Origin of the sequence: Haloarcula sp. H-GB4 (assembly GCF_030848575.1) — an archaeon.
GTDB lineage: Archaea > Halobacteriota > Halobacteria > Halobacteriales > Haloarculaceae > Haloarcula.
In genome coordinates, this window is the sequence record NZ_JAVDDX010000002.1 from 810956 (window position 1) to 823087 (window position 12132).

The 12132-nt window shown below is 62.1% G+C and carries 12 protein-coding genes and 1 tRNA gene; 2 read left to right on the top strand and 11 right to left on the bottom strand.

From position 1 onward, the window contains the following. Positions 1-179 precede the first annotated feature (179 nt). The 9 genes from RBH20_RS12665 to RBH20_RS12705 form a co-directional block, all read right to left on the bottom strand. Positions 180-1508 (bottom strand): M28 family peptidase, encoded by a 1329-nt coding sequence (locus RBH20_RS12665; protein ID WP_306709115.1) that lies wholly within the window; start codon positions 1506-1508, stop codon positions 180-182. A 62-nt stretch (positions 1509-1570) separates the two neighbouring features. After that, the gene (locus tag RBH20_RS12670; RefSeq protein ID WP_306709117.1) at positions 1571-1903 is read right to left on the bottom strand and encodes a hypothetical protein; all 333 of its coding nucleotides are present in this window, start codon (positions 1901-1903) and stop codon (positions 1571-1573) included. Between the two features lie 146 nt (positions 1904-2049). Then, the gene (locus tag RBH20_RS12675) at positions 2050-2367 is read right to left on the bottom strand and encodes a 2Fe-2S iron-sulfur cluster-binding protein (protein WP_306709119.1); all 318 of its coding nucleotides are present in this window, start codon (positions 2365-2367) and stop codon (positions 2050-2052) included. Between the two features lie 22 nt (positions 2368-2389). Then, a complete protein-coding gene (locus RBH20_RS12680) occupies positions 2390-3784 on the bottom strand; it encodes a selenium-binding family protein (protein WP_306709121.1) in 1395 nt (464 codons plus the stop codon). A 112-nt stretch (positions 3785-3896) separates the two neighbouring features. Then, entirely contained in the window at positions 3897-4799 is a 903-nt protein-coding gene (locus RBH20_RS12685) for an NAD(P)-dependent oxidoreductase (RefSeq protein ID WP_306709123.1), read from the bottom strand. Positions 4800-4859: 60 nt separating this feature from the next. Beyond that, the gene (locus RBH20_RS12690; RefSeq protein WP_306709125.1) at positions 4860-5744 is read right to left on the bottom strand and encodes an NAD(P)H-binding protein; all 885 of its coding nucleotides are present in this window, start codon (positions 5742-5744) and stop codon (positions 4860-4862) included. A gap of 114 nt (positions 5745-5858) precedes the next feature. Next, positions 5859-5931 (bottom strand) — tRNA-Arg (locus RBH20_RS12695). 89 nt (positions 5932-6020) lie between these two features. Continuing rightward, complete coding sequence (locus RBH20_RS12700) at positions 6021-6605, bottom strand: NUDIX hydrolase (protein ID WP_306709127.1); 585 nt, start codon at positions 6603-6605, stop codon at positions 6021-6023. Positions 6606-6653: 48 nt separating this feature from the next. After that, the gene (locus RBH20_RS12705; RefSeq protein ID WP_306709129.1) at positions 6654-7238 is read right to left on the bottom strand and encodes a 2Fe-2S iron-sulfur cluster-binding protein; all 585 of its coding nucleotides are present in this window, start codon (positions 7236-7238) and stop codon (positions 6654-6656) included. 144 nt (positions 7239-7382) lie between these two features. On the opposite strand from RBH20_RS12705, the gene RBH20_RS12710 reads away from it, so the two are divergent. After that, a complete protein-coding gene (locus RBH20_RS12710) occupies positions 7383-7832 on the top strand; it encodes a type IV pilin N-terminal domain-containing protein (protein WP_306709131.1) in 450 nt (149 codons plus the stop codon). 18 nt (positions 7833-7850) lie between these two features. Here the strand turns inward: RBH20_RS12710 and gnd are convergent, their stop codons facing one another. Continuing rightward, positions 7851-8750, bottom strand: a complete 900-nt coding sequence (gnd, locus tag RBH20_RS12715; protein ID WP_306709134.1) for a phosphogluconate dehydrogenase (NAD(+)-dependent, decarboxylating) — start codon at positions 8748-8750, stop codon at positions 7851-7853. A gap of 264 nt (positions 8751-9014) precedes the next feature. Here gnd and RBH20_RS12720 point away from each other — a divergent pair, with 264 nt between their 5' ends. Then, positions 9015-10112 (top strand): aminopeptidase, encoded by a 1098-nt coding sequence (locus RBH20_RS12720; protein ID WP_306709136.1) that lies wholly within the window; start codon positions 9015-9017, stop codon positions 10110-10112. Between the two features lie 269 nt (positions 10113-10381). Here the strand turns inward: RBH20_RS12720 and flaJ are convergent, their stop codons facing one another. After that, positions 10382-12130 carry an archaellar assembly protein FlaJ gene (gene flaJ / locus RBH20_RS12725; RefSeq protein ID WP_306709138.1) on the bottom strand — a complete coding sequence of 583 codons (1749 nt, stop codon included), beginning with the start codon at positions 12128-12130 and terminating at the stop codon, positions 10382-10384. Positions 12131-12132 lie beyond the last annotated feature (2 nt).

Sequence of the window (12132 nt, forward strand, 5' to 3'; positions counted from 1 at the left end):
GTACCCATATGGTAAATAACCTACGGAATATGTTACTTCTATACTGAGTAAATCATTATAGTCCGCTTTCAGCGACTAGAACACCGGAACGCAGGCGGGGACCAAAATACTAGAAATCTGGTAATTCTTTGGCACAGGTCGCGGAAGTTGAACGTGGCAGTGAAGCGGCCGACGTCGCGTCAATCGCCGAAGGGCCAGTCTCCTGTAATCTGCATCCCTTCGGCGAGGTTCTGGGCTTCGAGCGCATCGGCGATCTCCGCGGGGTCTTTGTGAGCAGGCCGGACGGAGTCATCTGCAAGCGTCACAGCAAGTTCAGTCAGGAGGACAGCCTGCTCGCGGACCGTCCGGGGTTCCAGTTTGTCCAGCGTATCGGCGTGGGTGTGGCCCCAGCCACGCCCCTCGCCGCCGGTTTCGCTGGTCACGTGATAGCCGGGGACGCCCCGCTGTACGAACGGCCAGTGGTCGCTATGGGGGCCTTGCTCCGGCGTGAGCGAAATGGGATGATCAAGGCGATCGGCCACATCCTCGGCAGCGGTCGTCAGTGCGTCGAAGCCGTGGGTGTAACACTTCAGCGTGCGACCCTGAACAACGCCATCGAAGTTGAGCACGGCCGTTACGTCGTCGAGGGTAGTTTCGCCGGCCAGCCGGTTTGAGCCGACCAGTCCGACCTCCTCGGCACCGAAGGCGACGAACTCCACGCGCGTCGCCAGTTCGTCCTCGCGGCCGGCCAGCGCGCGGGCCACCTCGACGACCATTGCCGTCCCAGCCCCGTTGTCCATCGCCCCCTCCGCGATATCGTGGGCGTCGACGTGGCTGGTCACCAGCAATCGCTCGTCCGTGTCTGGTCCCAGTTCGGCGTGAACGTTCTGGCTCGTCGCCGTGGGGGTCTCGCAGTCGACGCTGAGGGTGACGTTTTTCCCGGCGTATCGGCGAACCAGCCGCGCGCCCGTTTCGCTGGCGACGCCGATAGCCGGGATCTCGCCGATTGGTGCGTCCGCCGTGCCGACGCTCCCGGTCGGTGGCAGCACGCCGTCGACGTGGTTACGGTAGACGAACCCCGCGGCTCCTGCCTCGACGGCGTGATAGTACTTCTCTCGGCGGTGGATATACCGGTCGTACCAGTCGGGCACGTCCGAGCGGGCCTGCACAATCTGGCCCTCGCAGTCAGCGTCCTCGAAATCCTCCGGGAGACCGTGACCGACATCGACCAGTTCGCCAGTCACTTCGCCGGCCGGCGACCGCGGGAGGGCGATGCATTCGTGGGCCTGTGTCGCGACCGGTGAGCCATCAGCGTGGACGGCGCTGTCGCCCCGTTCCCAGCCCTGTATCTCAAACTCGGAGAGGTGGGCGTCGCGGGTGAACTCTGCCAGCGCGTCCCGGGTCGCCTCGGCGGCCGCCCGTTCGCCGCCGCTGCCAGCCATCCGGTTCCCGATATCGACCAGTGTCTCCAAGTGGTCCCACCCGGCCGTACTGGTGAACGTGTCTCCGATCCAGTCAGTGTCGTCCATACGTCTCGGTGGGGCCGTGCCGGGTTTGAAATTAGGGGTCGGCGGGCCGGAATCGGTGACGGTTACGACGACGCGAGCGGGCCGTACCGACTGGTGAGTCCATACCCCAGAACGGCCAGAGCAGTGACGGCGAGGCCGAAGCAGAGCAGAGAAAGAAGCAGATCAAGCGGTGTGACAGCTATGGCTGGCTGGCTCAAGAGACGGTAGTACGCCGAAAGGATCCCACTGCCGAGGACACTCGCGGCGAGAAAGCCACCGAAACTGGCGAGACCGACGACGGAAGCGGCGGTAGTACAGTACCGCCGAGACAGGTCACGCCGCCTGGCGTCGACGTACACCAACATGGTGACGGCTGGTGATACGAACAGGGCGACGACAACCGGGAGGAGGGTCATAGCCGGACAGTTGGCTGCAGGGCTACATAAAATCGGCTCCCGGTAGCTGGCCGGTCAGTAATCTGGGGTCGCCGTCCTCGGTAGGTTCTTGGACAGATACTCCAACAGGCGCTGTCGGGCCACAACCGGGCCTAACCGGCTCCCCGTCACTTCCAAGGGTTCGGGACCAGTTCGGACTGCACCGTCGCACCGACGGCGAGATGCGTGTCGGTCGTCGGCTCGGCGATACAGAGCAGGACGTAGCCGTCCGCCAGATGCCGGTCCTTGAGCGCCCGTGGCGGGCGGTGATGGACCACGTCGCCGGACAGCAACCGAGCAGTACAGGTCCCGCACGCGCCGGTCCGACAGCCGAACGGCAGCCCGATATCCGTGGCCGCCGCGGCATCGAGTATCGTCTCACCGGCCGGCACCGAAATTGTCTCGGTACGCTCGCTGTCCTGCCAGTCTAGCAGAACCTCGGTCATCGGCTGCCTAACCGCATCGCCATCATTGCCACACGTCGCTGGTGCAGTCTCCGTCAGGCCACCGAATCTCGTGGGCCCGAGCGGGGCCTTCGGGAAGGTCACCGAAGTCCACGAGGAAGTCCCGGTCCAGCGACATCGTTCCCGTTCGCGGGTCCACATCGGCTTTGAGCATCACTGACCCGTTCTCGGCTTCCTCGGGGAAGAACTGGTTGTCCCATGAAGAAAACAGCGAGGTCGTCCAGTACAGTCGCTCGCCGTCAAGCGAAAGCTGGAGCATCTGCGGACCTGCGACAGTGTCACGACCCTGGACCTGTTCGATGTCGCCGAAGTAGCCGCCGATGGAGATGGAATCCGCCTTTCGGGGATTTGACGGGTCCGAAATGTCGTACATCCACACCTCGCCGTGGAGCCAGTTCGACCCGAAGAGGTAGCGGTCGTCCATCGAAATGAGGATATCCGTCACCAGTGCTGGCACCGGCATATCCCAGCCCTCGTGCTCGCGGTCATCGAACTCGATGACCGGTTCGGCGTGGTACTTGCCGTCCGACTCGTGGAAGTGAATGATGTTCGAGGACAGCGCCGCGCCGACGTAGCCGTGGGTGCTCTCGGGCGTGTGCAAGAAGCGGGCTTCCAGCGGAATCAGGCCGTCCTCGCCGAGGTCGATAGTCTGCTCGACGGTGCCGGCCTCCCAGTCCCAGAAGTTGAGCCGCTGGCCGTACTTCCCGTCCTCGACATCGTCCAGATCGAAGCCGGGGTAGTAGGTTTTCGGGGCTGCCCACTCCGTCGAGAGCATCACGTTCTGGCGAGGCTGGTACCAGTAGTCATAGTTCATCTCGATCTCGCCGGGTGGGTCCCACCGGCCCTGTACCTCGAAGTCGTCGTTCAATTCGAGGAAGCCACCGGGGAGGTCACCGTCGGCATCGCCCAGCATGGAGATGAGGATCTCACCGTCGGGGATGCAGTGGACGGTGTGGGGCGCGGAGAGGTCGTGGTCGTACACCTCCTCCGGTTCGATGACTTTCGTCAGTTCGGGGTCGCGGCGCTCCTTGGTGTCAACGATGTGAATGCGTGAGGACCGCTGGCCGGGAATGACGAGATGCCGGCGCTCCAGCCCCTCCATGTGACACGAGGAAGAGCAGGCGTTCCACCCGAAATGGTGGAGTTCGTCGCCCTTGTTCGGCATCTGGACCCGATTGACGATCTCGCTGTAGGTGTCGGAGTCGGGGTCGACATCGACGACGGCCAGAAAGTCCGGCGCGTCGACGTCCTGACCGACGTGCAGGCCCATCACGTACGCGGTCTGTTCGGGTTCGGCTTCCTCGATTGCAGCCTGCGGAGTGGCATAGCCCGGCCCCTCATGATCGTGGTCATGATGGTCGTGTGTCTCGCTCTCGGCTGGCTGCTCTGCATCACTCATGCGTGTTAGTTACAGACACATTATGTTTTAGTGACGTATTCCGGCTGAAACAGCCGCTACATGCGGTGTGGTAATGATGGCGTCCGGAGCGATGCACGGGCCACCGCCAGCTTCATCCCAGTTGTCGCCAGCTCCAGATCGGTTCCCAGTCGAGCAGCCGCTCGGCTTTCGTCGTGTCGATGAGCGCTGTGTACAGGTTCTCGTCGTCGGCTGCCGGTCCCCGGTAGTCAGCCTCGGGGTACAGCTCCGCCGCGAGTTCAGCGCTCGGTGTCTCAGCGCTCGTGTCCGGAGCCGACACCCAGAGCCGCTGGTGGCCGGCGAACGACGCCTCGATGGCTGCCTCGACAAGCGTGACAGCATCAGTGGCGTGGATGTAGCCACAGAGCGTGTTGCGCTGGGTGTGGAAATGGTCCGAGTTCCGGAGCCCAGCGAGGGTACGGTCAGCCTCGACGAACGTCTTGCGGGCCAAGTCGTCATCGACCACCCACGGAAACCGAAGCGACGTGATGGTCTCCGGCGCGTCCGCGCTCCGGCGGGCGAATCCGTCAGCGACGATCTCCAGCGTCTGTTTTCCCATTGCGTACGGGTTCGATGGCGTGAGTCGGTGGTTCTCATCAATCGGGAGGTAGTCAACCGTGATAGGGTCCGGTTCGAACCCGCCGCCGATGGCGCTGAAACTTGACGCCAGAGCGACCGTGTCGATACCCAGTTCGCCGGCCGCTTCCAGTACGTGATAGCTGGACATGACGTTGCTCTCGTAGGTCCGGTATCCCGGCGTCTGGTCGGGCGTGGGAATCATGCCGAGGTGGACGACAGCGTCGACATCGCTCTTTGCGAGTGCGCCGTACACCTCGCCCGCGTCGAGCAGGTCGGTCCTGACGTATGCGTCCGAATGGTCTTCCTCTCGTTTCCCACGGGAGAGGTTGACCGTTCGATACCCCTGTGCGGTCAGGTGTTCGAGGACATGCTGGCCGACACGGCCGTTGCCGCCGGTGACGGCGACCGATTCAGGCATGTGAGGGTATGCAGCAGACAGGCTCAAAGGAATTCCGCCGGGACACATCGAAGCCGGTCGTCACGCCGCAGCGAGCGCCTTCCGAACGGCGTCCTTGATCGGCGTCTGTTCGATCGGCACGACGTCCTGCAGGTCGATTTCCGGGTCGACCGTGACCGGGTTCCGCATGCTCTCGGCCAGCGGCCGGGCGATGGCGTACTGTACGTCTGTCGTAAATCGAAGCCAGTGCGAGGACAGACCGGGCGTCATCACTGGCACAGGGACAATAAACACCCGCTTGCCCTTCTCTGCCGCGGTGAGTTTCAGCAACGACTCGTAGGACCACACTGACGGCCCGCCGATGTCGTAGGTCTCGCCGCGAGTCTCGTCGGTACCGAGTAACGCCACAAGGTAGCTAATCGCGTCGTCGACGCCAATGGGCTGACACGGCGTTCGAACCCATTTCGGGACGAGCATCAGCGGCAGGCGGTCGGTCAGGTCGTCGACGATCCGAAAGCTCGCACTCTCCGGGCCGATGATAACCGCCGCCCGGAGCACTGTCAGGTCGAATGACCCCTCCACCAGCACCGATTCGACTTCGCGCCGCGACGCCAGATGTGGCGAGAGGTTCTCCTCGTCACCGCTGATACCGCTGAGATAGACGACACGGTCGACACCCGCAGCTGACGCCGAGTCAGCGAACCGGCGAGCGTAGCGACGGTCTAGCTCAGCGAAGTTCTCGGAGGTGAGCGAGTGGATGAGGTAGTACGCAACGTCGATATCGTCACAGAGACCGTCAAGGGAGTCCGGGTCGCCGAGGTCGCCCTCAAATGGCTCAACCCCTTCAGGAAAGGACTCCTCGCTCGCGCTCCGGGAGAACGCCACCACATCGTGGCCTGCGTCGTCCAAGGCACGAACCAGTCGCCGTCCGATGAATCCGGTCGCACCCACAACGAGCACACGCATGTGTTCGTACCTTGTGTCGGAACCCCAAGGACGTTGCGGCGATTCCCTTGCAGTCCTGTCGATGTCCGGGACCGCAGAACAAGACACATCGCCTATACAGTGGGTCGCAGAAAGCGGGCGGCGAGGGATTTGAACCCCCGACCATCTGGTCCGGAACCAGGCGTTCTGTCCGCTGAACTAGCCGCCCACAGAAAACGGTATCAGACTGTCCGTCTTAACGGTTGTGAACCACCGGGGCGAACAGCGGGACTATCGTGTTTGTGGAGCAGTCCCTCCTCACTCGTCGAACCAAGCCTCCGCACGAGTCTTGAGTGATTCACCGACCGACTGCGGCTTCGTGTTCACCCAGGCTGCACCGTTCAGTTCGCTTGGCTGGATCGAGATACACCCGTTGCGATACCGGCCATCGAAGTACGCCCAGAGCGTATGCAGTCGTTCATCGGAGCCATCAGCCACTGTCCGCAGGTGTTCGAGGCGAAAGCAGTCCTGTACTGTACACTCGATACCTGTTTCCTCATGTACTTCACGGACAGCAGCGTCTTCAAAGGTCTCACCGGACTCAACACCACCGCCGGGGACTTGCCACGTCGCGCTACCGCGATGGAGGATCATAAGGACCCGAGTCCCGTCCTGCTGGTCGTTCGGTCCCATCGAGTCAGACAATTCGGCCGCTTGCTCGGGCGCCCGGACCACCCAGACGTACCCGCTGCCGACGTAGCCGTCGCGGACGACCGTCCGAAGGTAGTCGAAGAGTTCGTCGGACACAACCTCGTCTTTGTCACGCACGGAGACACCGTCGTAGTGGTCAAGCAGTCGGTCTTTACACGTCCGGACTCGCGTTTCGTTCAACTCGGCGGGCATAACAGGTCAGCACAAAGAGCGGCGATAAAATGTGAGTGAGCGGTGGTCTCAGGGCGACTCGCCGGTTTCGAGGGTAAAGTCGCTGGTCGGATAGGCGACACAGGTCAGGCAGTACCCTTCTTCCATGTCGTCGTCCATCAGCGAGTCGTTGTTGCTGTGGCGGATGTAGTCCTCGGCCGGGCCGTCCTCGATGTGGCCGGCACAGGAAATACACTGGCCCTCGCGGCAGGCGTAGGGGAGGTCCCAGCCCTCCTCTTCGCCGGCGTCGAGAATCGGCTCGTTGTTGGCGACCTCGATTGTCTCTCCTTCCTTGGCGAATTCGATTTCGTAGTACTCGACCTCGTCGTCGGCGATGTCATCGGGGTCGAAGCCTTCGTCTTCTTCCTCGACTGCTTCACCTTCGCCGAGTTCGCCTTCGGCCTCACCAGCCGGAATCGCTGCGGCACCGCCACCACCGATAGAACGGTTGTACGGCTCCGGGAAGTCCGTCTCAGGGACTGTCGCAGCCCGCTGCTCGAGGACCTCCTGAGAGATATCTTCCGGTGCCTCCCAACCGGTCCCTTTGGCGTAGTGGAGCGCGACCACTATCAGGGTAAGCGTGGCCCCGACGGCGACTCCAACGAGTTCTACCATGTGCACGGCTATGGAATACTGGTTTAATTAGCTGTTGTTTCACCCGCAGCCACCCGCGAACGGCCCGGCCATCAGATGACTATGTGCTCGGCGGATGCAATTAATTTCCACATTGTTTAGTAACCTCAATTAATGAAAGAGCATATGGGACTAAAAGATTCGTGGAACAATCTCGGTACCGCAGGGAAGGTACTCGTCGGATTGGGTGTTGGTATGGCTGTCCTGTTTATCCTGATTCCGCTTGTCATCATCGTCGCGGCGGTAGTTGCATCCTTCGTGTTAGGTATGGGTAGCGGTGGAGGCGACGTAGCTGTGGCCCCGCAGGCCTCGTTCTCGTTCGAGTACGAGCAGACACCAGACGGGGTAGTTACTGTCGTGACGCACGACGGCGGTGATACGATCAGCGCGGAGCAACTCACTATCGAAGTGGCAGACGGACAAACAGTAGGGTGGAACAGTGACGACGGCGAAGTGACTGTCGGCGATCAGTCAAGCGTTAGCGTCGAGGGCGGAGACGAAGTCAGCCTCGTCTGGCACGGAGACGACCAGACAACAGTGCTGGCAAGAAGTACTGCACCGGCAAGCGAATACTGAAGCGACGCGGGAACACACTCACTCCCGTCGTGGGACCTCGTGGCGACCGAAGCCGTATCGGAGTCGGCTGGCAAGGCGGCGCGAGAAGCGCCCGTCATCGGCCCGCGAGCCGAACCGCTCGGCCAGCGACTGGTAGATAAGCGGCACCGGGACTTCCTGTTCGAGTGCCTCCTGCACGGTCCAGGTGCCGGTCGACCCGCCTTCGACGCGGTCAGCCACGTCGCCGAGGTCGTTGCCTTCCTCGCGGAACGCCTCCTCGCAGAGTTCCAGCAGCCACGATCGGATGACGGCCCCGTTGTTCCAGGTGTTGGCGACCGATTCGAGATCGAGGTCGTACCGGCCGTTTGCCAGCAGTTCGAAGCCCTCGCCGTAGGTCTGCATCAGGGCGTACTCGACGCCGTTGTGGACCATCTTGACGTAGTGGCCCGAGCCAGCCGGCCCCATCCGGTCGTGGCCGTCGGGGCCGGTCGCGACAGCATCGAAGACAGGGACCAGTTCGTCGTAGGCCCACTTCGGGCCGCCGACCATCAGCGAGAAGCCGAGTTCCGCACCGGCTGGGCCGCCGGAGGTGCCACAGTCGAGGTAGGCCGCGTCGGTGGACTCGGCGCGGCGAACTGAATCCTCGAAGTAGGAATTGCCGCCGTCAACCACGATGTCATCGCTGTCAAGTGTCGGAGTCAATTCGTCCAGCGCGGCGTCGACCGGGTCGCCGGCCGGGACCATCAGCCAGATCCGTTTCTCCGAGCCGAGTTTCTCCACAAGGTCTGCGATGGACGATGCCGGCCGAGCACCAGCGTCTGCCGCGTCAGCGACGCTCTCCTCGTCGATATCGAAGACGACGACTTCGTGGCCGGCTTCGAGTACGCGGTCGACGACGATGCGGCCCATGCGTCCGAGTCCGATGACGCCAAGTTCCATACCGAGGAGTCACCGACCGAACAGGTAGAGGTTGCGATTCGACAGAAAAGCGTGGCACGAACACCACCCGTGCCGTCGTCAGTCATGGCGCCGTCGCCAACCGGCTATCCCTGAAGCGACCGTGGGAGAATCGCCACGAGTCCTGTCCCGTACTGCACCGAATAGTCCGGCTCTGGAACGCAAAAAATCCACGGAAAATACTCACCTCGGCCGTGACAATTTGGGGACCACTGCCGTTTTGTTCCGGCCACACCTGCTGAGGATATGGACGACCGAATACGCGAACACGCCCGGATTCTCGTTGACTGGAGCGCTCGCATCGACGCGGGCGACGACGTGGTGCTGGCCGTTGAGGACGGTGCCCACGACCTCGCAGTCGCCGTGGCCGAACAGCTGGGTGACCGCGGCGCGAACCTCCTGTCGACGTATCAGTCAGACGAACTCACGCGGGCCTATCTGCAGGCCCACGACGGGTCATTCACCGAGAACCCCGAGTACGAACTGGCGCTGTACGAGCGAGCCGACAGCGTGCTGTTCCTGAAAGGGTCGCGAAATACCACCGAGACAGCCGACGTGGACAGCGACCGGCGGCAGGCGTACTCGACGGCTCGACAGGAAATCAGAGAGGCCCGGCTGGACACCGACTGGGTATCGACACAGCATCCGACGCGGGCGATGGCCCAGCAGGCCGGAATGGCCTACGACACCTATCAGGACTTCGTCTACGACGCGACGCTGCGGGACTGGGAGGCACTGGCGGATGAACAGGCCCGGCTAAAGGATATTCTCGACGACGGCAAAGAGGTCCGAATAGTCGCCAACGGCACAGACATCACGCTGTTCATCGACGGCCGCATCGCCGTCAACTCCGCCGCCAGCGTAGCGTACGACTCGCACAACCTCCCCTCCGGCGAAGTGTTTACCGCGCCCTACGACACCGCCGGCGTCGTCACCTTCGACGTTCCGATGACGATACAGGGTCGCCGCATCAAAAACGTCGAAATGACGTTCAAAGACGGCGTCGTCGTCGACTGGTCGGCCGAACAGGGCGAGGCAGTCATCGACGAAATCATCGGGACCGACAGCGGCTCCCGCCAACTGGGCGAACTCGGTATCGGGATGAACCGCGGCGTCGACCGCATCACCGATAACATCCTCTTCGACGAGAAGATGGGCGGAACAGTCCATCTCGCGCTCGGACGTGCGTACGATGCCTGCCTCCCCAAGGGCGAATCCGGCAACGACAGCGCCGTCCACGAGGACCTCATCACGACGATGGGCGAGGGGTCGCGGCTCGAAGTCGACGGGGAAGTCGTCCAGAAGGACGGCGTATTCCGCTGGGAAGACGGCTTCGAAGGGTAGCTGTCGCGGGACTGCGGTGCTGTGGGCCGGGAATAGATGTTCTGATGCCGTGGGCCGGGAGCGCCCTCCGTGGCGCGACTCGGGGAAGGGCAGGTCTGCCGAGGGCTGTACTGATGCTGTTGTGATGTACCGCGAGCGGAGCGAGCGGTTTCACTCCGAGCGCGGCCCCAGGCCGCGACTCGGAGGTCGTTTTTAGCGTAGATTTTTGCGAGGAGCCCTCCCACAGCGGCGCGAAGCGCCGCGAGGAAGGGCGACGAAGTAAAAAGGTACTAGATGGCGAGGAACTGCGACACCAGCCACTTCGTAAACGTCCCAGTAATAGCCCCGATCCACGAGAGAATCACGAAATGCATGTAAGTGTTGGCGTTATGGCCGCCATCAATGGTTCGGATCATCAGCGACGACAGCATCGCGCCAAACATGATAATAATGATCAGCAGGAACTCGATGAGCGGGATGTTGTAGACGCTGGTGTTGATGAGCGAGGCGGCGTCAAGCCGGCTCCCGGTGCTCAGGTTGAGCGACATATCGGCGAGGATGTTGACGACCTGTAGGCCGATGAAGAAGGCGAAAGTCGACGCGGCGGTCATCCCGTAGAGGAGGCCCACAAGCGTCGTCGCCGCCTGCTTGCGCTTCTGGCGGAGTTGTAGCACCTGATTCATGTTCTCGGAGATGAGCTCGCCCAGTTGCTTCGGGGACCCACCCATCTCGCGGCCGATGAGGTACATCTCGGAGAAGGTCTGGATGAGATAGGAGCGACAGTCCGCGGTGAAAAAACGCCAGGCTGAGGTCGGTTCGATCCGCATATTCAGCCGTTTATAGAGGTTATCGATGTTGGGCGAGAGCGCGCCGAAGTCCTTCTTGCGGAGGGTGCGAAGCACCGCACCGGTGGTAGACTGCTTCGCGCCTTCAGTTGCACCGAGCGCGCGGATGAAGTTCGGAAACTCCGAATCCCGGTCCTTGATGCGCTGTTCCTCCTGCCGGAAGGCGAGTCCGGGGATGAGCATCGGGGTGATCGGCGCAGCAGCGTACAGCGGCAGCGGCACTCCGTCAAGCATGAAAAAGAGGTCGTTCAGCGTGATCGGCGAAATCCCGAGCATCCCGCCCAGCGTGATGAACACGAGCAGCATCGACAGCCCCACGCCAGCGACCATCGATTTGTTGAGCTTAGACTCAATCGGCGACGGGTAGTCGACCGGGTGGAACCACACCGGATCGTACGGGGCCATCGAGCGGATGGCGAGGTAGAAGCCGGTCTGGACGAACACGAACATCACGATAACGGCGCTGACGGTCATCGTCGGGTTCGTCCCAGTCAGCACCGGAAGGACGACCGCGAACACCAGCGCGAATGTCATCGACAGGATCATCGACAGGTAGAGGTCCTTCATCACTTCGAGGCTGTCGAGCGAACTCTTATACACCGTCGAGTAGTGTTGGATGATCTGCTCCTGTTCGGTCAGGAGGTAGTCGTCGAGTCCCTGTCCGGCCCCGAGCGTGTACGCGAGGCGGTCGAAGAAGTCCGAAACTGCGCGGCTCGGGACCTGTTTGGCGCGGCGACGACAGGCGTCGTCAAGGCTCAGGTTCCAAGTGTCGACAAGCTGGACGATTCGGTGCATCTCCATTGCGAGTTCGCCGTACTCGTCTTCCTCGGCCAGCGTTCGGAACACCTCCATCCGGTCGATCTTCGTCGTCGCCAGCACGGTCATGTGCGTGATAAGCAGGTGAAACCGGTTGTTGAGTTCGCGTTTGCGCTGGCTCAGGAGGATCTTGGGGTAGAAAATCGCCGATGCCATCACAAGGAACCCAAGCAAGGGGATCGGTGCGCGGACTGCAATGGGCTGCTCCAGCAGCAAGGCGACGGCTGCCGAGATGATAAAAAATGCGACGGCTGGCAGCAGAATGAGAAAGAGATACCGCTCCAGCGGGATCGTCATCTGGCGGTAGGACTCAACGAGCGACTGGATCGTCTCGGATATCGTCAGATCGATGTCGCTCTCGGCTTCACCCTGTGACATTG